At 35.9% G+C, this 18,243-nt stretch carries 21 protein-coding genes; 13 read left to right on the forward strand and 8 right to left on the reverse strand.

The annotated features are described in order from the left end of the window. The first annotated feature begins 198 nt into the window (after positions 1-198). Positions 199-420: a hypothetical protein gene (locus FY048_RS03100; protein ID WP_446090083.1), complete on the forward strand. Its 222-nt coding sequence runs from the start codon at positions 199-201 to the stop codon at positions 418-420. 101 nt (positions 421-521) lie between these two features. Here FY048_RS03100 and FY048_RS03105 read toward each other — a convergent pair whose 3' ends face one another. Then, entirely contained in the window at positions 522-1,979 is a 1,458-nt protein-coding gene (locus tag FY048_RS03105) for a DASS family sodium-coupled anion symporter (protein WP_446090084.1), read from the reverse strand. A gap of 663 nt (positions 1,980-2,642) precedes the next feature. Between FY048_RS03105 and FY048_RS03110 the strand changes: the two genes are divergently transcribed. Next, positions 2,643-3,077 (forward strand): hypothetical protein, encoded by a 435-nt coding sequence (locus FY048_RS03110; RefSeq protein WP_446090085.1) that lies wholly within the window; start codon positions 2,643-2,645, stop codon positions 3,075-3,077. Between the two features lie 120 nt (positions 3,078-3,197). Continuing rightward, positions 3,198-4,181 (forward strand): ion transporter, encoded by a 984-nt coding sequence (locus tag FY048_RS03115; protein WP_446090086.1) that lies wholly within the window; start codon positions 3,198-3,200, stop codon positions 4,179-4,181. A gap of 32 nt (positions 4,182-4,213) precedes the next feature. Here the strand turns inward: FY048_RS03115 and FY048_RS03120 are convergent, their stop codons facing one another. After that, a complete protein-coding gene (locus tag FY048_RS03120; protein WP_446090087.1) occupies positions 4,214-5,407 on the reverse strand; it encodes an MFS transporter in 1,194 nt (397 codons plus the stop codon). A 285-nt stretch (positions 5,408-5,692) separates the two neighbouring features. Between FY048_RS03120 and FY048_RS03125 the strand changes: the two genes are divergently transcribed. After that, positions 5,693-6,490, forward strand: coding sequence for a DUF4198 domain-containing protein (locus FY048_RS03125; RefSeq protein ID WP_446090088.1), 798 nt, complete (start codon positions 5,693-5,695; stop codon positions 6,488-6,490). A 283-nt stretch (positions 6,491-6,773) separates the two neighbouring features. Beyond that, on the forward strand, positions 6,774-7,694 hold the full coding sequence (locus FY048_RS03130) for a LysR family transcriptional regulator (RefSeq protein WP_446090089.1): 921 nt from the start codon (positions 6,774-6,776) through the stop codon (positions 7,692-7,694). 62 nt (positions 7,695-7,756) lie between these two features. Here FY048_RS03130 and FY048_RS03135 read toward each other — a convergent pair whose 3' ends face one another. Continuing rightward, positions 7,757-8,209, reverse strand: coding sequence for a DUF441 domain-containing protein (locus tag FY048_RS03135; RefSeq protein ID WP_016137739.1), 453 nt, complete (start codon positions 8,207-8,209; stop codon positions 7,757-7,759). A gap of 251 nt (positions 8,210-8,460) precedes the next feature. On the opposite strand from FY048_RS03135, the gene FY048_RS03140 reads away from it, so the two are divergent. After that, the gene (locus FY048_RS03140) at positions 8,461-8,679 is read left to right on the forward strand and encodes a hypothetical protein (RefSeq protein ID WP_004791556.1); all 219 of its coding nucleotides are present in this window, start codon (positions 8,461-8,463) and stop codon (positions 8,677-8,679) included. A gap of 101 nt (positions 8,680-8,780) precedes the next feature. Continuing rightward, entirely contained in the window at positions 8,781-9,485 is a 705-nt protein-coding gene (locus tag FY048_RS03145; RefSeq protein ID WP_446090090.1) for a pseudouridine synthase, read from the forward strand. On the opposite strand, the gene FY048_RS03150 is transcribed toward FY048_RS03145, so the two are convergent. The 3 genes from FY048_RS03150 to FY048_RS03160 form a co-directional block, all read right to left on the reverse strand. Further along, on the reverse strand, positions 9,478-9,921 hold the full coding sequence (locus FY048_RS03150; RefSeq protein WP_446090091.1) for an N-acetyltransferase family protein: 444 nt from the start codon (positions 9,919-9,921) through the stop codon (positions 9,478-9,480). The two genes, FY048_RS03145 and FY048_RS03150, sit on opposite strands and share 8 nt — an antisense overlap. A gap of 98 nt (positions 9,922-10,019) precedes the next feature. Beyond that, entirely contained in the window at positions 10,020-10,328 is a 309-nt protein-coding gene (locus tag FY048_RS03155; RefSeq protein WP_003652408.1) for a type II toxin-antitoxin system RelB/DinJ family antitoxin, read from the reverse strand. 111 nt (positions 10,329-10,439) lie between these two features. Beyond that, positions 10,440-11,348, reverse strand: coding sequence for a pseudouridine synthase (locus tag FY048_RS03160; RefSeq protein ID WP_446090092.1), 909 nt, complete (start codon positions 11,346-11,348; stop codon positions 10,440-10,442). A gap of 120 nt (positions 11,349-11,468) precedes the next feature. Here FY048_RS03160 and tsaE point away from each other — a divergent pair, with 120 nt between their 5' ends. The 5 genes from tsaE to FY048_RS03185 all read left to right on the forward strand — a co-directional run bounded on the left by tsaE (position 11,469) and on the right by FY048_RS03185 (position 16,456). After that, a complete protein-coding gene (gene tsaE, locus FY048_RS03165; RefSeq protein ID WP_005046403.1) occupies positions 11,469-11,942 on the forward strand; it encodes a tRNA (adenosine(37)-N6)-threonylcarbamoyltransferase complex ATPase subunit type 1 TsaE in 474 nt (157 codons plus the stop codon). Continuing rightward, a complete protein-coding gene (mutL, locus tag FY048_RS03170; RefSeq protein WP_446090093.1) occupies positions 11,935-13,884 on the forward strand; it encodes a DNA mismatch repair endonuclease MutL in 1,950 nt (649 codons plus the stop codon). Before tsaE ends, mutL begins: the two co-directional genes overlap by 8 nt. A gap of 6 nt (positions 13,885-13,890) precedes the next feature. Next, on the forward strand, positions 13,891-14,835 hold the full coding sequence (gene miaA / locus FY048_RS03175) for a tRNA (adenosine(37)-N6)-dimethylallyltransferase MiaA (protein WP_017392107.1): 945 nt from the start codon (positions 13,891-13,893) through the stop codon (positions 14,833-14,835). Between the two features lie 94 nt (positions 14,836-14,929). Next, on the forward strand, positions 14,930-15,454 hold the full coding sequence (gene hfq, locus FY048_RS03180; protein ID WP_209831057.1) for an RNA chaperone Hfq: 525 nt from the start codon (positions 14,930-14,932) through the stop codon (positions 15,452-15,454). Between the two features lie 141 nt (positions 15,455-15,595). Continuing rightward, positions 15,596-16,456, forward strand: a complete 861-nt coding sequence (locus FY048_RS03185; RefSeq protein WP_446090094.1) for an EamA family transporter — start codon at positions 15,596-15,598, stop codon at positions 16,454-16,456. Positions 16,457-16,491: 35 nt separating this feature from the next. Here the strand turns inward: FY048_RS03185 and nfsB are convergent, their stop codons facing one another. After that, positions 16,492-17,145, reverse strand: coding sequence for an oxygen-insensitive NAD(P)H nitroreductase (nfsB, locus tag FY048_RS03190; RefSeq protein ID WP_151745354.1), 654 nt, complete (start codon positions 17,143-17,145; stop codon positions 16,492-16,494). A gap of 139 nt (positions 17,146-17,284) precedes the next feature. Here nfsB and FY048_RS03195 point away from each other — a divergent pair, with 139 nt between their 5' ends. Next, entirely contained in the window at positions 17,285-17,515 is a 231-nt protein-coding gene (locus FY048_RS03195) for a hypothetical protein (protein WP_347019845.1), read from the forward strand. A gap of 7 nt (positions 17,516-17,522) precedes the next feature. Here the strand turns inward: FY048_RS03195 and FY048_RS03200 are convergent, their stop codons facing one another. Continuing rightward, positions 17,523-18,242 carry a UDP-2,3-diacylglucosamine diphosphatase gene (locus tag FY048_RS03200; RefSeq protein ID WP_446090095.1) on the reverse strand — a complete coding sequence of 240 codons (720 nt, stop codon included), beginning with the start codon at positions 18,240-18,242 and terminating at the stop codon, positions 17,523-17,525. Position 18,243 lies beyond the last annotated feature (1 nt).

An 18,243-nucleotide genomic window follows, 5' to 3' on the forward strand; every position in this document is an offset into this window, starting at 1 on the left:
GCTGATTAATCAGCCCTTATTTTTTTTGAAATAATTTCTAATTAATCTAAATTTTAAATCAAAAAAATTGTAGTAAGTTCTGTGCTATGCCTATCTAATAATTTTAATTAATATGGTCCAGTAATTTTGGCTTTACAATTCAATCAATCCATCATTTAATCATTGAAAATGAGTGATTTAAAAAGTTGATTTAACTAAATGGCGAAACAATCCCGCTTCTTATGTATTGGTGGATTTCTTAACGGTTCTGCTGTTAAAGATCAAGGTGATAGTTTTATCTGTGTCGAAAATAACAAGCAAGTAACCTATCACAAAAAGGAAATCTTTCATCCAGACTCGTGGGATCAAGATTACTACGTCTGCGAAACTACAACAGACCAGCAAGCACGAAATTGGGTTTATGATATCAAGCCTGATTAATAAACTTGATATAATTTTATTTGGTAAATAGACAATTTAGTATTTTTAATGTCTACATGAAAAAGCCCCATCATAAGGGGCTTTTTAAAACTAAAATAATTCTACCAATACCCCAACACTTTCCACCACAGTCCGCCAATCACCACAAAGATGATGATATTGACCACGCTCATGACAAAGCCAGCTTTCCACCATTCACCAAGTGTGGTGTAACCCGAACCGAACACTACAGGGGACGTGCCAGTCGCATAATGGGTTAATGTCATCATAATACTTGAAGCTGCTGCCATCATTAAAGCAAACAACATTGGCGGTGCACCGAGTGCAAGTCCTGCCGTATAAAAAGCAGCAAACATTGCGGTAATATGCGCCGTGGTGCTAGCAAACATATAATGTGCATACAAATAAGCAAGCATTAACAATAAACAAGCAGGCATCCAGCTTAGACCTAAATGACCGATACTGGTTTCTAAAACACCAGAGAACCACGTGATTAAGCCAAGCTTATTTAAATAAGTTGCCATCATGACTAATGCTGCGAACCAAGTAATCGTATCCCACGCGTTCTTTTGCGTCAGAATATCATCCCAAGTGAGTACACCTGAAAGTAGCAATAATCCTAAACCAATAAAAGCAGTCGTCGTTGGGTCAACAGCCCAAGCGGAGCCAAAAATCATGGCAGGAATACCTGCCCATAGCATCAATAAAATACCGAATACACCAAGCATGATGATTTCATTTTTACTGACTGGACCCATTTCTTTTAATTTAGTTTTAGCAAACTGAGCTGCATTAGGCGTTTCTTTAATTTCAGGTGGATACATCCAATACATAATTAAAGGCATAATGATTAATGCAATTAAACCCGGCACTAACATTGCCAGTGCCCAAGTACTCCAACTTAATGAAATTTCACTATTGGTCGCCTTTGCCACTAAATCAACTACTAATGGGTTAGGGGCGGTTGCCGTAATGAACATTGCAGAGGTAATCGGGTTGGCTTGGTAGTTAACCAACGATAGGTATTTTCCCATCCGACCTTCGGTGCCTTTGGCTGGATCAGAATCGTAACTAGTAGAAATTGCTAGTACAATCGGATGAATGATTCCACCACCACGTGCTGTGTTGCTGGGTGTTACAGGGGCGAGAATGAGTTCGGAAAGCACCATGCTATAGCCGATACCGATGGTTTTTTTGCCCCAAACTGCGATAAATAAATAGCCTAACCGTGCGCCTAATCCAGTTTTTTGCAAACCTTTGGAGATCATGATGGATATACCAATCAACCAGATTAATGGGTTAGCAAAACTACTAAGGGCATCTTGAATTGCACCGCTTGGGCTGGTGTTAGTCACGCCAGTAATAGCAACTAAAGTTATTGCAATAATGGCAATGGCACCAATTGGCATAGCTTTACCAATGATTGCGGCAATTACACCGACAAACATGGCTAATAAATGCCATGCATCAGGGTCAACACCATTTGGAACAGGAATTACGAACCAGATTAACAATGTAATAAATAAAGAAATAAGTGTAGGGAGGGCTTTAAATCCCATGTAATTTCCCCTTGTTTTCATATGATTAAAAAATTAAAGTTCTTTACGAATAAATCGCTAAAGAAATAAGTATTAAAGTTCTATTATCAATTAAATAATTCGAAAATTCAAAAAATAACAACCGATAAGCACTAGATTTTATTTCAATGAAAATGACAAATCTTTTAGGGTTAAGTATTTCTTAATTTAAACTATAATTATTAAGTTTTTTTGAAATTATGATGGTGAAATAGATGCCAAAATTATAAATTTCCTAGAAAGGTATCAGCCTAATAAATAGTACTGATTATTGTTAATTCTAGAAAAAGTCATAAAAATATTTACTCAAATTGAAAGATTCTAATGTTAATTTTTAGAAAATTTTAAAGATTAAGAAATAAATTATATATCTAGATAAAGATATAAATGATACAAAAAATTATTAAATAAAATAACTTATATATAATTTTGGGTAAAAAGTAAGCTCTTTGAATTATTATTTTTATTAAAAGTGTGAATTGTGTCATGAGTTTATTTAAAAACAATAAATATATCATTCTTAAATTTAATATATATAAAATTAAATATAGTACTAGAAGTTAACTGGTGTTTTGTTTTAAAATAATTAAACGAACTTAAAAATAATTAAAAAAAATATAAGTATTTTATATAGGGAATTTGAGAATGTTAAAGACGGTAGTTGAATTTAAATTTGATGATTATCAATCATCTGAGCAAAAGATGCATTCCAATGAAGGAGGTTTTTTAGTTCAAAAAACTGAAGATATTGCACAATATATTTTTAGTATATTGAAAAATAGATATCATTTAAATGTCGAGCTATATAGTGAAAACTGGGGATGGCAAATTGAGATTCCTTTGCCCGAAATAACCATGTATCTTGGAATCAGTGTCTATAAAGAATATAGCAATGGATTTGCAGTTTTTATTTCTCCTAATACACCTATTTTAAGAAAATTTTTATTTAGAAAACTTGATATTACCCATCATATTATGGTGCTGCAAAATTATATAAATATTATCTTAAGATCACACCCAGGCATTTATGATGTGTTGTGGTGGCAAGAAAATGAATTTCGATGTCTAGCAGTGAGTTGAAGTGGAAAAAGTGAAAAATTTTAAATATTGAAGTGAGTGAAGGAAAATTTATTAAAGACTATATTGGTGAATAGAGGGCGAGAGCTTACTATATCTTCAATATCAAGTGGTCAGATCAATATGCAAAATTCAGCTTGGAAGGAATTGCGTAAGTTCTTCTATAATAATCTTCATAATCATGACTATGAAACTACGATAAGTAGATGTATTAATTATTTTTTAGTGGTTTTAATTGTTGGTAACGTCGCAGCTGTTTTATTAGAAACAGTAAATGATTTGTACATAAGTTATCATGCTTGGTTCGACTATTTTGAAGTTATTTCAATTGCAGTTTTTAGTATTGAATATTTATTAAGATTGTGGAGTGTTGCAGATCGAGATACGACACAACCTGCATGGAAAATCCGTTTGAACTGGATGAAAAGCGGGGAAGCAATTATTGATTTGATGGCAATTTTACCTGCTTATCTCAATTTCTTTGTACGAATTGATCTTCGTATGCTCAGGATCCTAAGGTTACTTCGCTTATTAAAATTGACACGGTATTTTATCTCCCTACAGATATTGTTATGCGTGATTAAACGTGAGAAAGGGTCTTTTCAGGCAGTTATCTTTATTTTAATTATTATGATTATTATGACTGCTTCAGGCATTTATGTGGTTGAAAATAAAGCTCAACCAGAAGCTTTTAGTTCAATACCTAAATCTATGTGGTGGGCAGTGGTTACTTTAACTACAGTAGGTTATGGCGATGTGACCCCAGTCACCAGTTTGGGAAAGTTACTAGGCGCACTGATTACCATTTTGGGAGTTGGCATTGCGGCATTACCGGCAGGTATTTTGGCATCGGGGCTTGCAAATGAACTTAACCAGCGTAATCAAAGGTTAGAGCAAGAGTTTCGTGAATTACTTCAAGTACGTGGTATTGATATTTTACATGATGAAGTTGAAATAGAACGAATCCGTCAAAAAGTAGGCCTGCCAAAAGAGCAGGCGCATAACCTGATTGTTCAAATTATGCGAGAAAAAGTATTAGAGCAGGAAGAGTCTGTTAGAGAGAGAAAATGTTATTGCCCTCACTGTGGCGGAAAGCTAACTGATTAGAAATAATAAGTTAGCATCTTATTTGATTAAATTTACTTACTGGCTTTTTCTACAGCAAACGCAATAAGTAAAATGATAAGACCACCGAGACTCAAAACAAAACCTACCCAGATTGGCGCGATCCAACCCATTTGGTGGCTGAGTACCCATCCACCTAAAAATGCACCTAATGCATTGGCCATATTAAAGGCAGAATGGTTGAGTGATGCTGCTAATGTTTGAGCATCGCCTGCAACATCCATTAGGCGGGTTTGCAAAGCTCCGCCTAACCCCATTACGGTGAGACCAATCAAAAATAATGAGGCAATAGCAGTATAGATATTGCTCATAAAAAAACTGGCAACAACAAAGGCGATAGCTGAACTAATTAATACACCTACAATCGTTTTGTTTAGGTTTTTATCTGCAAGCCATCCTGCGGCTAAGCCACCAATAACCATACCAGTACCCCAGATAGCTAAAGCGATAGGGACAATTTGGATATCAACTTTTGTATATTCAGTCAAAATTGGTGAAACATAGCTATAAACAGAAAACATGCCTCCAAAACCGATGGCGCCTACCGCTAGTGTTAGCCACATATTGATATTTTTAAGACCGGCTAACTCTGTTTTTATACTGGCAGTAGCTTGGACTGGAATATTAGGTACAAAGAAGCCAACAGCAATTAAAGTGACAAAAGCAATGGTTGCTGAAAACTCAAAACCAGCTCTCCAGCCAAAATTTTGACCTAACCAAGTTGCCAGAGGTACACCTATTACAGTCGCAACAGTAAGCCCCATCATCATTTGGGCAACAGCAGATGCTCTTCGCGATGGACCCGCTAGTTCAGCTGCAACTAATGCGCCGACTCCAAAATAAGCTCCGTGTGGTAAACCAGCAATAAAACGTGAGATTAAAACAGTTTCGGGGGTATGAGCTAAGGCGGTACAGGCATTTGCAATACCATAAAAAAGCATTAAGCCGAGCAATAAAGTTTTTCTAGGAACTTTGGCTCCAAGAATAGCGATGATAGGAGCGCCAATAACTACACCTAAAGCGTAGGCACTAATAAAGTGGCCAGCTTCTGGTACTGTAATATTTAAATTATTTGCAATTTCCTGAATCAGTCCCATTGCGACGAATTCGGTGGTTCCAATACAAAAACCACCTACAGCCAGTGAGAAAATTGCTAAAAAGAGTGAATAATGTTGATGTGCAGATAGAGGAGATTGCGGGGACGCCATAATAGGTTAAGAAGAGACTCAAAAAAGAGAAGTATAAGGGAAAAGAGTGCAGAATAATAAAAAACTGAAATTAAGACCGCCGAGGCTAAGTACAAAAACAACCAGATAAGGACGATCCAAACCATTTGGTTAAGAACTCAACCACTTTCTTTTTGAATAAAAGATCAGAGAATTTTAAACTTGAATATTAAATGATAATAATAATGATTTTTATTTATGCATACTGTATTTGCTTATATTTTGTCTGAAAACTTTTACCTTGGTGTACAACAGGATTTTGTAATAATGAATAAATTTTTAGTGCTTTCTCTTGCATTAGCATCTAGTTATAGCTTTGCTCACGAACCTTATGTAGCGCCTGTAGCTTATAAAACTGAACAGACTCAAGTACCGGTAATTGCTGGTTATGCTGAAGAAGCATTAAATAGTGAATATGCTTTAAAGGATGCTAAGCTTACTGTAATTACACCTAAAAATGAGCTTAAAACCGTCAACTCAGAAGCTGTACATAAGTCTGTAACTGTTTTTGATGTAGATCTACCTGAAGAGGGCACATACATTGTTCAAACTCAGGCAAGTTATCCTTTAAAATATGTATATGACCAAAAAGCATGGCATCTATTTTTTGATATGCCAGCTGATAAAGCTCCACCGAAAGCCGAACGCGAATATTTGATTCTGGCTGATCTTAAAACAAAAACAATCAAAACAGAACAAGTAACACGTGAGTGGATATTGCAGAGTTATCTTTCTAAAGGGAAAGTTTCAGATATTCAACTTCCCAATACACCGATTAAAGTTAGTTTTTCTGTGCACCCAAACCAGATTAAAGCTGCTCAGCCTGTTAAGTTAGCTATAACTGAAAAAGGGAAACTTTTAGCTTATGCTGAAGTTAATTTGAGAGAAAAAGGTGCAACTGATAAACAAGTACAACCATTTAAGGCAGATAATAATGGGCAAGTTGAGCTCAAATTTACAAAAGCTGGTGAGTATTTAGTAGAAGTAACTACACCACTAAATTTGAAGTTAAAACCTAAAAATCAAAGCTATACAATTGTTAGCTTAAATGTGGTTACACAGTAACTTTTAGCCTTACATAAAAATTAGATCCGTTTCGGGTCTAATTTTAATTAACGGGGCAAAACATGTTCAATATCTAGTGGGCTATTTCAATTTTAAAATTATAAAAATTCATCACATAAAAGAATAATAAAATAAAATTCATGTTGAAGTTGGCTAACTAATTTTGTGATAAGATGAATACTATTCATTAGCAAGAATTTATCTAAAGTTTCTCGATTTTTTTGAAAAAATAAATATGAGATTAAAACATCTATAGATTAATCTACTTTTCAAGCGTGGACCTATGTTAGAAATTCGTCACCTTAAAACCTTAGTCGCCTTACGTGAACACGGTTCATTGGTTTCGGCAGCAAATGATCTTTGCTTAACACCTTCGGCTATTTCTCATCAGTTAAAAGAATTAGACCATTGGTATGGGGTAGAGGTTGTTAATCGTCGTAGTAGACCTGTTAGTTTTTCTAATGTCGGGCAGCGCTTACTTAAGTTAGCAGATGATGTTTTGCCACAAATTCAGATTACTCATAGTGATATCACACGTATTGTTCATGGACAGACTGGCAGAATTATTTTTTCATCGGAATGCCACAGTTGTTTTGACTGGTTAATGCCTTTATTAAATCAGTATCGCCATCAATATCCAGATGTAGATTTAGACTTTGCTTCAGGTTTTGAGGCCAATCCGCATGAACTTTTACAAAATGCAGAATTTGATTTACTGATTACAGCTGACCCAATTGCGTTAAAAGGAATTGAGTATTTTCCGATTTTTGAATATGAATCACGCTTAGTTTTGTCAAATACGCATCCTTTAGTTCGGGCTGAAAGTATTACAGTTCAAAAGTTAGCCGAAGAAGTTTTAATTACTTATCCGGTTGATAAGCACCGTTTAGATATTATGTCGAAACTGTTCATTCCTGCGAATATTCAGCCTAAACAAATACGAACAACAGATTTAACTCAAATGCTTATTCAACTTGTTGCAAGTGGACGAGGTATTGCTGCTTTACCTGATTGGGTAGTAAATGAATATGAACAAAAGGGTTGGGTCACAAGCCGCCGTTTAGATTGTGTTTCACCTACAGGCTTAAGACGAACTTTATATGCGGGCTATCGAACTGAAGAAAAAGAGAAAAGTTATTTTGAAGGATTTTTAAAGCAATTAGAAAAATTCTCTTTAAAACGAAATGCCTATTATTCTGGCTAAAGCAAATAATTTAGCCTAAGTGTTAAAAAGGTGCTTAATTGCACCTTTTTTTATCAACTTCTTTATTTACCAATAAACAAAGAGAGTAAGCCTGCTGCAATAAGAGGACCGACTGGTACACCACGAAGTAAGGCAACCCCAGCAACCGTACCAATGAGTAAGCCTGCAACCACATCAGGTTGGCTCGACATTAGTTTGACGCCGCGACCACCTAACCAAGCGACTAATAGGCCAATTGCGATAGCTAAAAGCGACTTAAAACTAACAAATGACTTTAAAATAGTTTCTCCACTGAGCTTTCCACTGGCAATTGGGGTGAGTACGCCAATCGTTAAAATAAGAATTCCTAAATTAAGGCCGTGAGCTTGAATGTAAGGAAAGAACTCACTTAAAGGAGTGATTTTAACGACAATAAGTACACCCGCTGCAATGGTTACAGCTGCATTTTGACTTAATAAACCGCAGACAAGCAGGACGAGTAAAACAACTAAATTAACATCAAATTGGGCAAGCATGGGGAGTGCAGAGAAAGTAAATAAATGGAATTGTATAATATTTAAGAGCCGCAATGTGAAAGCTTAGAAAGATACAGCCGATTTCAGATCTTATTTTTAATAAAAATTCACTGTATATCGCTCAATGATAAAGAGTTTTAATTTCTGGTTACGCATGGAAACAATGTTATATAAATTAACAAGTTAAAAGTTTTAGTTTTTTAAAGTTGTGATATAAAAATAGTTATTACTCATGAGTACAGGATAATTGTATGGATATTATAGATATCAAAATCAAAGATCAGTTTGATCAGATTCATGATGCAAAAGCGCAACTAAAGAAAAATTTAGTGGAACATGAAAATGAATCGTTAAAGCTGAGCCAACGTATTGAACATATTATTGTTGATAATGAAATAATTTTGCCTACTACCGAATTACTATTTGAAAGTGAACAGAACGAAAATATTTATCGGGTAGTAGAAGAATAGAGTGTGAGTTGAATGAAGTAAATGCAAAGAGCTGCTCGTAGTGTTTAGAAAAAAGTGGAAACTACGTTAAAATAACAGCTTAGTTCTAATGAGAAAACTTCATGCTGCTGGAAAAAATTTTACAATCACAAGGGTTTGGTTCACGTAAATATTGTCAGCAGTTAATAAAAAACGGATCTGTAAGTATTGATGGAGAGATTGCAGATGATTTAAAGAAGCAATTTTCTCCTGAAAATTTAGAGTTTTCTCTTATTGGACAGACCTATCAATATCGAGAAAAAGTTTATATTGCTTTAAAAAAGCCAAAAGGTTTTGAATGTTCTCATCAGCCTCACCATCATCAAAGTGTTTTTAGTCTCTTACCTGAAATTTTGATTCAACGTGGTGTGCAAGCTATTGGCCGTTTAGATCAAGATACAACGGGCTTACTTTTACTTACTGATGACGGTAAATATCTTCAAGCTTTAACTCATCCCCGTAAACATGTCCCAAAGGTTTATCATGTTACGACCATCGATCCTGTCACGCCTGAGCAAATTGAAATGTTGAGTCAAGGTGTGAGCTTGCATCAAGAAAAAGGTGTCTTTGCTGCAACGGATGTAAAGATATTAGAAACTCATCAATTAACCATGACGATTCATCAAGGTGTCTATCATCAAGTTAAACGAATGATTGCAGCTGTAGGAAATAAAGTAGAAGCCTTGCATCGCCATCAAGTAGGGCAATTGGTTTTACCCGAAATTGCTGAGGGAGAATGGATTTATTTATCTGAAGAGCAAAAACATCTCGCTCAAAATCTTACTTAAGAAAGCAATGGAAAGTTTGGAACTCACTATCTCGAATGAATCCCATTTTTTCATATAAGCGATGAGATTCATGGTTGTTGCCTTGAGTTTCCAAACTAATCCGCAAAGCATTCTCTTGTTTTGCAAATAAGATTGCTGTATCGATTAGCTGTTTAGCCGAACCCTGACGACGGAAAACGGGCGTAACATATACATCATCTAAGATATAGTAGGTTGAGCAAGCAACTGAAGAAAAACCTAAATAGAGTAAAATAAAACCCGTGATTTTATCGTCTTTAATATGAATGAAGAACACACTTTCTCTATTCTCAAAACGCTGTTTGAGAAAGTAAAGTGATTCATTAAAATTAGAAGAAGCCCCATAAAACTGGCGGTATTCATCAAATAAAACGGCGAGTTGGTCTAAATCTTCAAAAGTCGCTCGTCTAACGATCATTTGGTACTCCTTGTAACTTATCATTATATTTTTACAAAGAGAGCATAACGAAAAAAAGAGCTTCTTGACGTTAAAACTTGTTTATAAATGCAACAGTGTTAAGTTTTGTCGCTCTCACCAAGAAGTGCGTTTAGTTCTTCAAATAAATCTTCATGGTCATCATCTTCTGCTAAAGTCGATGGGTTTTGATTTAATGAAGATGCTTTTGCTTTTCTGAGTTTTAATAATTGTTCCATATTAATACTCTGATTTTCGATGGCAAACGGAATAGACTTAGTTAATACGACCTGTTTAAAAAAAAGTCGTACCGCTTGGGCAGGGGTAATTCCCAATTGTTTAAAAACAGCAAAAGCCTGCTTTTTCTCTTGGGAGTCCAGTCGAACCTGATAAACTTCTGTTTTTCGCATGAATAACAAAACCAAATGATTTTTAATTTTTAGGAATTTATTTTAAACCATCGCAATGTAATTTCAATGTTTTTCGGCATAAAAAACAATCTTTTTGTCATTACGCTTACATTACAACGTCAATTCAAACTGAGAATTGAAAAACATTTCCCCTTTCGTGAGTGGATCGACAAATGAAATGTGCTTAGCTAAAAGTTGTAATGGCTCTGAAAAATCATCATCTGCCTTATGTTGAACAGTCGGGTAAAATGGATCATTTTTAATCGGAATATCTAGATAATTAAGATGTACACGAAGCTGGTGCTGCTTACCTGTTGTCGGTGTTAAACAATATTTAGCCCAAATCTGGTTGTGTTCAATAAGCTCAATATAGGTCTGAGTGTTTGCTTTAGCATTTGCCAAAACTTGCATGGTGTAAAAAGGAGACCCTTTATCTAAATGCAAATGTAATGTTTGAGGAAGTTTTAATTCTTTTTTATAAGGAGCGATAGCGTGGTATGTCTTATTGACTTGACGCTCTGCAAATAATTGTTGGTAAACACCTCGCGATTCAACCCGTTTGCAAAATAGAACAACCCCAGCAGTTTCACGGTCTAATCGATGTATCGGTGTTAAAAATTCATTGCCTGTCTGTTTTTTAAGTCGAACTAATAATGTTTCTTGCACATATTGTCCAGTTGGGCTAATTGTTAAAAAATGAGGTTTATCGACCACCAGTAAGTCATCATTTTCAAATAAAATTCGATGCTCGAAAGGAACATGTGGTTCGTAGGCAAGAAATCGATAATAAAAAATATGCGTATTGCTTTGATAGGGACTATCTAATGTTAATTTTTGTCCATTTGCCCCATAAATAAGCCCATCTTGAAAACGTTGCTGCCACTCTTGTACTTTAATATGTTGAAAATGTTGGCATAGATACTCATAAATAGTTTGAGTATTTGTTTGTGCAGGAATATAAACTTGGCTTGCGCTTACACCATCAACCATAGGTGGCAAAAAATCGTTCGGACTAGACATAAAAAAGTATAAATATGTAAGAGAATTGATATAAAAAAAGCCAACCTCTAGGGCTTGAGTAGGCTTTTAAGGCAGGGCAATGTTATCATATCGATTATTTTGAATCATGTTATGTGTGCTATGTCGTATTCATTGAAATTGGTCTTAAATCATGAAGAAGATACTGGGCGTCTAGCTCAAGCGTTGGCGCAACATGTTCAGTCAGGTGTGATTTATTTAATTGGAGACTTAGGTGCGGGTAAAACCACACTTACGCGCTATTTCTTACAGGCTTTGGGTCACAAAGGCTCTGTTAAAAGTCCAACCTATACACTAGTTGAGCCGTATAAAATCAATGAGAAAGAAATTTTTCATTTTGACTTATATCGTTTGAATGATCCTTATGAACTTGAATTAATGGGAATCCGTGATTATCTAGATGTCACAGATGCATTATTTTTATTTGAATGGCCATCAAAAGGTGGTGATGAAATTCCTCAGGCAGATATCATCATCGATATTCAAAAGTCAGAGGATGAACTGAGTCGTTTTGTAACTTTAACTCTACCCACAGAACCTTTGTATCAGACTTTGCAGGAACAGCTTCATGACTGATGAAAAGCTAACACAACGTCGTATTCATACTTTAGACGCAGCGTTAGCCAACCAGATTGCTGCTGGTGAGGTGATTGAACGTCCTTCATCTGTTGTTAAAGAATTATTAGAAAACTCCATCGATGCGGGTGCAACTGAACTCATTGTACGGATCGCTCAAGGTGGTTCGACCCTCATAGAAATTATTGATAATGGGCATGGTATTCATTCTGAAGATTTAGCACTAGCTGTTATGCGTCATGCCACAAGTAAAATTAAAACTGCAGAAGATTTACACGCTATTGTAAGTTTGGGATTTCGCGGGGAGGCACTTGCTTCGATTGCCGCAGTTTCAAGATTGACATTGACCAGTAGCCAAGATGAAAGTGGTATTGGCCATCAGGTTGAAGTCAATGGCACAGCCTTTGATCATCAAGAAGTACAAGCTGTTGCTGCTCAAAAGGGGACTCACATACGTGTTCAGGACTTATTTTTTAATGTACCAGCACGCCGTAAATTTTTAAAGAAACCAACGACTGAATTTGGTCATATTGAAGAGATTGTTCGTCGTCTGGCTTTAACACATTTTGATATACGTTTTGTGCTTGAGCATAATGATAATATTAGAATTAATTTACCTATAGCTGATAGCGGAGAACTACGTTTTCAGCGAGTACAGCAATTATTAGGTTCGCAATTTGTACAAAATGCATATTGGATGGATGCCGAAAGTATTAGTATGCGTTTATCGGGGTGGCTTGGCCATCCTTCAGATGCACGTGCACAGGCTGATATGCAATATGTCTACGTAAATGGTCGTATTGTTAAAGATAAAACGATTTCTCATGCATTACGCATGGCATATGACGGTATTTTACATGGTCATCAGCATTCATCATATTTACTTTTCTTAGAAGTTGACCCTGAAAATATCGATGTGAATGTTCATCCTACAAAACATGAAATTCGCTTTTTAAATCAGAGAGAAGTACATGAGTTTGTAAGACATTATGCGAAAGAAACTTTGTCGCAATTTCAGACAGCGAGCGCTGATTTAGCTCAAGCGATGAAAGTGGATGAAACCTCAGACTACTCTGTGCAGCCTCAACCTAAATATCAGGAACAATTTACGCTGCATCGGGCAAATGAAGCTTTAAATCCAGACAATGAAGCGCGAATTCAGAATGCACCGACAGAGCTATTAACTGATTTTAATGCTAGTCGTCCGCAAGCTATTCACTATGCAGATCAAACACCAAGATATAATGGTTCTGCTCAATTAAATAATGCGTTAAAGACATACTTAGCGCCACTGCGTGATCAACCTGCTAATTTTTCAGTAAATGAAGATATTGAGCCAGTAACTAAAGTCGATGAATTTCCGTTAGGTATCGCAATTGCTCAACTTCATGGAATTTATGTTTTAGCGCAAAATACTGAAGGGCTGATTATTGTTGATATGCATGCAGCACATGAGCGTATTTTATTACAGCAAATGAAAAATGCTTGGGATAAGCCAGAATTTTGGACGTCTCAGCAGTTGCTTATCCCTAAAGTCATTTCTATTAGCCGTATGCAGGCAGTGCGTGTAGAAGAGTTGAAACCTCAACTTGAGCGCTTAGGACTAGAAATTGATTTATATGGGGATGAGCAGATTATTGTTCGGGGAGTGCCAGCCATATTACAAAAAGCTGACTTTGAAAATCTTATTCCAGAGCTTTTAAATGATTTAGACCCAAATGATGAAGCACAAGGATTACTTCAAAAAAGAGATGAGCTATTAGCTGGAATGGCGTGTCATGGGGCAGTGCGTGCACATCGACAACTCAGTCTTTCTGAAATGAATGCTTTACTTCGTCAAATGGAACAAACTGAATTTGCGAGCCAATGTAACCATGGGCGGCCAACTTGGCGTGCATTCCCATTATCTCAATTAGATAAATTATTTGCTCGAGGAGAGTAGTTTTACATGTCAAATCAATTGCCCGTCATCAATTTAATGGGACCAACTGCAAGCGGTAAAACCGCTTTGGCATGTGAATTATACGAACGTGGAAATTTTGAGCTGATTTCTGTTGATTCTGCTCTCGTTTATAAAGATATGGATATTGGTACTGCTAAGCCAACTCGTGAAGAACAAGCACTATATCCTCATCATTTAATTGATCTGATTACTCCTCTTGAAGTTTATTCAGCTGCTCAATTTGTTGAAGATGCGTCTAAGTTGATTGATGACATGCATTCACGTGGGAAAACTCCTATTTTAGTAGGAGGCACAATGTTGTACTTTAAGGCATTATTAGAAGGTCTATCGAGTAATTTGCCGAGTGCAGATCCCCAAGTTCGAGCGTCAATTGAAGAAAAAGGTTTAAATGAAGGGTGGCAGGCTGTTTATGACGAATTAGTTTCTGTAGATCCTGCCGCGGCTATAAAATTTAATGTGACTGATAAGCAAAGGATTATTCGAGCACTAGAAGTTTATAAGCTTACGGGTGAGCCAATTACTAAATTGCAGGCAGAACAACCAAAAAACGTACCATATCGATACATATTTCATAATTATGCTTTACTTCCAGATCGGGTAGAATTACATCAACGCATTGAGCAAAGATTAAGCAAAATGTGGGATATCGGTTTTTTGAGTGAAGTTGAAGCTCTAATTGAAAAATACGATTTAGATGAAAATTTACCCTCAATGCGTTCAGTGGGTTATCGACAAGCACTAGAATTTCTATTAAAAAGTGATATAAGTCTCAAAAGTAAACGTGAAATGGAGGATAAAGCTTTATTTGCAACACGACAACTTGCCAAACGTCAATATACGTGGTTACGTTCTTTGCAAGAAATACACGATTTTAAAACTTACTTGACGATAAAGCAGGCGAAAGAAGACTTGCGAAACTCTTATGGATAAAGCAAAATTTGCACACTGTCTTTTTATAATTTTTAGTTGAAAAATAAAGATAGTTTTTTTGCGCTGATTTAAAAATTTTTTTTTGGAGTTAAAAATGTCTAAAGGTCAAACTTTACAAGATCCGTTCTTAAATTCTCTCCGTAAAGAACGTATCCCTGTTTCTATTTTCCTTGTGAACGGTATTAAATTACAGGGTCATATTGAATCATTTGACCAATATGTTGTTTTATTAAAAAATACAGTAAGTCAAATGGTTTACAAACACGCGATTTCAACTGTTGTTCCAGCTCGTAACCCACGCCCAGCAGGCGCGCAAGGTACAGGCTTCCCAGCACAAGGTGGCACACAAGGCGGTTTTGGTGGTCAACCTACTGGTGGCTTCGGTGGCGGTCAAGGCGGTGGCTTTGGTGGTGCTCAAGGTGGCTTCGGTGGCGCTCAAGGCGGCTTCGGTGGTCAAGGCGGCTTCGGCGGTGGTCAAGGTGGCGGCTTCGGCGGTCAAGGTGGCTTCGGTGGTCAAGGCGGTGGTTTCGGTGGTCAAGGCGGCTTCGGTGGTCATCAAGGTGGTTTTGACAACGACACTAAATTTGAAGATGGTCAAGAAGACGAAAATAATCGTTAATTGATATCTAAAAAAGAAACCAGTCAGATAATGACTGGTTTTTTTATGTTTATTTAAAAGTTAATTCAAAATATTAAATTCATCAAAGGTCATAATCTGACCATGGTGACTCATATATTTAAATAAATAGAGTTTTAATCGATGATATTAATATTGGCTGCTGCTCTAAGTAGTGTCTTGGTGTCTATCCTATTAAAAAACTTAAAGAAAAAAGGGTATCAGCCGTTACAGATGATTGCATGGAACTATGCGAGCGCGAGTCTTCTTTGCTTTTGGTGGTTTCAGCCTGATATTCAACACATTTCAATATCAAAGACCCCTTGGTGGTTAATTATTGCATTAGGACTGATTTTGCCCAGTATTTTTCTGTGTTTAGCTAAGTCACTAGAATATGCAGGAATTGTTAAGACCGAAGTTGCACAGCGTCTTTCCGTCGTACTTTCTTTGCTCGCAGCTTATTTCTTTTTTCATGAACAATTTAATGCATTAAAGCTATGGGGAATAGGTTTAGGAATTTTTGCTGTTTTACTTGTCCTTTTTGGACAAATGAGTAATTCTTCGAATCATCAATCTCGAAAAGCAATTTTTGCTCTATTAAGTGTTTGGTGTGGATATGCCGCAGTAGATATTCTCTTAAAATATACGAGTAGTTTAGGTCTTCAATTTACACTCACTTTGAATCTTATTTTTATTACAGCTTTTATATTATCAATTTCATATCTATTGGTGCAGAAAACCCAAAAATGGCAGTTTAAAAGTGCTATAGCTGGGTTGATATTAGGTGTACTTAATTTTTCAAATATTGCTTTATATGTGAAGGCTCATATTCTTTTAAAGGATTCACCTGCAATTGTTTTTGCAAGTATGAATATTCTTGTGGTGCTATTAGGCATTGCAAGTGGCGTTATTTTATATAAAGAAAAATTAAAATGGCCTACCACTTTAGGTATTTTATTTGGGATAAGTGGCGTGATTTGTTTAGCTAGGGCAATGGCTTTATAGTTCAAGAGACTTGAATCTCTTGAACTATTCTAATTTTATAAATAGGTAAAAATAACTTCATCTGGTAGGCGTGATTTTGGTAGTTTGGCATTAAAATCGTTTTCACTGCGATAACCTAGAGAAACAATGACTGAACTACGTAGGCCTTTTTCAGTTAAACCTAACTCATTATTTAAAATGTCTTCATCAAAGCCGCCCATTGGGGTTGCATCAATTCCTTCTAAACCCGCAGCAAAAAGTAGTTGCCCCAGAGCAATGAATGTTTGATTTTCCATCCATCCAAATAAATTTTTCTGCTCATTTCGATAGAACTCAACATAGCCATGGCGAGTATCTTTTTGGCCTAATTTAGCTTTTTCATCTTTAAAACGGCCACTTAAATCATCTTGTTCAAGTAATTGATTTAAGTATTCAGATGAAATATCTGTTTTTGTGCAAAATACAAGTGTGTGTGATGACTCAAGTACTTTGGGACCATTGTAAGCATATTTACCTGTTAAGGCTTTTGCAATTCGTTCTTTAGCTGCCAGATTATCTGCAACTACGAAATGCCAAGGCTGAATATTTACTGAAGAAGGCGTAAAACGTAAAATTTCTAATAATTTATTAATTTTTTCTTGGGGGATTTTCTTTTCAGAATCATACGCTTTTGTTGTATAGCGACTTTTAACAGAATTCAATAGGTCCATAGGTGTGCTCCATATCAATCTTATGGCAATTGAGAGAATTTAATCTTTGCCATCATACGCTATTTTATTCAAAAACATTTCCTATGTAATTTGATAAAGAAATATAATGTTTATATAAAAGTTTAGTAATCTATTGAAAATGATTGATTTAATGCCAACAGATGCAAAGAGTAAGCTGCGAGAAATTAGAATTGTTAAAGCCTTTATAATTTTTGCATTTGTACTGTGTCTTTTAATTTTATACATTGAGTATCAAAAGTATGGACATATAAATTGGAGATTTGTATTTATTACTGGTGTATGTGTGATTTGGGATTTTGATTTAAATAAAAAAATTAAAGAATTGAAAGTTGAAATAAAAAGTGACTAATTTCTAGCTAATAATTCCAGACAACCAATTCGAGCTGTTGCATATTTGAAGACGGATCAATTTCTAAAATATAAGCCTGATCCTCACGCCAATCGCCAAGAACAATTCGTTGTTTATCTTGCACTTGATGAATTGAAGGGCGATGAGTATGGCCATGAATCAGTGCATCTACATTTGCTAAAGCGGACAGAACTGCTTGCTCATTTACATCCATGATTTCATAGCTTTTTTGCTGTTTATCCGCGGAGCTTCTCTTGCGGAAGCCATTAACCAGCTTAGTGCGAAAACTAAGTGGAGTTCGGCGTAAAAGAGCGACTAATAGAGGATTTCGAATAATCTTTTTAAATCTTTGATAAGAAACGTCATCTGTACATAATGCATCGCCGTGTTCTAGACGATATTGATGTCCTGCAATATTGAGGGAATAAATGTCAGGGAGTAAAACGCCATTAAATTTATTGAGGAAAACTTGATTAAGAGCAAAATCCCGATTGCCTACTTGAAAGTAAACTCGATTACCCTTTTGAGTAAAAGTCTTTAAGGCCGCGACAATTTCATCGAGCCATGGTGCTGAATAGTCATCTCCAATCCAGGCATTAAACCAATCGCCTAAAATGTAGAGCTGAGTATTTTTATCTTGGTAATGCACCAATAAGTCTAAAAACCCTCGAACGAGTCGAGGGTGTTCAGGTGACAAATGTAAATCTGAGATAAACAGATAAGTCACA

The organism is Acinetobacter sp. 1124_18A, assembly GCF_052824995.1.

Coding starts and splice junctions, on each gene's coding strand:
- FY048_RS03100 (WP_446090083.1), top strand. CDS start 199: ATGGCGAAACAATCCCGCTTCTTATGTATTGGTGGATTTCTTAACGGT.
- FY048_RS03105 (WP_446090084.1), bottom strand. CDS start 1,979: ATGGGATTTAAAGCCCTCCCTACACTTATTTCTTTATTTATTACATTG.
- FY048_RS03110 (WP_446090085.1), top strand. CDS start 2,643: ATGTTAAAGACGGTAGTTGAATTTAAATTTGATGATTATCAATCATCT.
- FY048_RS03115 (WP_446090086.1), top strand. CDS start 3,198: ATGCAAAATTCAGCTTGGAAGGAATTGCGTAAGTTCTTCTATAATAAT.
- FY048_RS03120 (WP_446090087.1), bottom strand. CDS start 5,407: ATGGCGTCCCCGCAATCTCCTCTATCTGCACATCAACATTATTCACTC.
- FY048_RS03125 (WP_446090088.1), top strand. CDS start 5,693: ATGAATAAATTTTTAGTGCTTTCTCTTGCATTAGCATCTAGTTATAGC.
- FY048_RS03130 (WP_446090089.1), top strand. CDS start 6,774: ATGTTAGAAATTCGTCACCTTAAAACCTTAGTCGCCTTACGTGAACAC.
- FY048_RS03135 (WP_016137739.1), bottom strand. CDS start 8,209: ATGCTTGCCCAATTTGATGTTAATTTAGTTGTTTTACTCGTCCTGCTT.
- FY048_RS03140 (WP_004791556.1), top strand. CDS start 8,461: ATGGATATTATAGATATCAAAATCAAAGATCAGTTTGATCAGATTCAT.
- FY048_RS03145 (WP_446090090.1), top strand. CDS start 8,781: ATGCTGCTGGAAAAAATTTTACAATCACAAGGGTTTGGTTCACGTAAA.
- FY048_RS03150 (WP_446090091.1), bottom strand. CDS start 9,921: ATGATCGTTAGACGAGCGACTTTTGAAGATTTAGACCAACTCGCCGTT.
- FY048_RS03155 (WP_003652408.1), bottom strand. CDS start 10,328: ATGCGAAAAACAGAAGTTTATCAGGTTCGACTGGACTCCCAAGAGAAA.
- FY048_RS03160 (WP_446090092.1), bottom strand. CDS start 11,348: ATGTCTAGTCCGAACGATTTTTTGCCACCTATGGTTGATGGTGTAAGC.
- tsaE (WP_005046403.1), top strand. CDS start 11,469: ATGTCGTATTCATTGAAATTGGTCTTAAATCATGAAGAAGATACTGGG.
- mutL (WP_446090093.1), top strand. CDS start 11,935: ATGACTGATGAAAAGCTAACACAACGTCGTATTCATACTTTAGACGCA.
- miaA (WP_017392107.1), top strand. CDS start 13,891: ATGTCAAATCAATTGCCCGTCATCAATTTAATGGGACCAACTGCAAGC.
- hfq (WP_209831057.1), top strand. CDS start 14,930: ATGTCTAAAGGTCAAACTTTACAAGATCCGTTCTTAAATTCTCTCCGT.
- FY048_RS03185 (WP_446090094.1), top strand. CDS start 15,596: ATGATATTAATATTGGCTGCTGCTCTAAGTAGTGTCTTGGTGTCTATC.
- nfsB (WP_151745354.1), bottom strand. CDS start 17,145: ATGGACCTATTGAATTCTGTTAAAAGTCGCTATACAACAAAAGCGTAT.
- FY048_RS03195 (WP_347019845.1), top strand. CDS start 17,285: ATGATTGATTTAATGCCAACAGATGCAAAGAGTAAGCTGCGAGAAATT.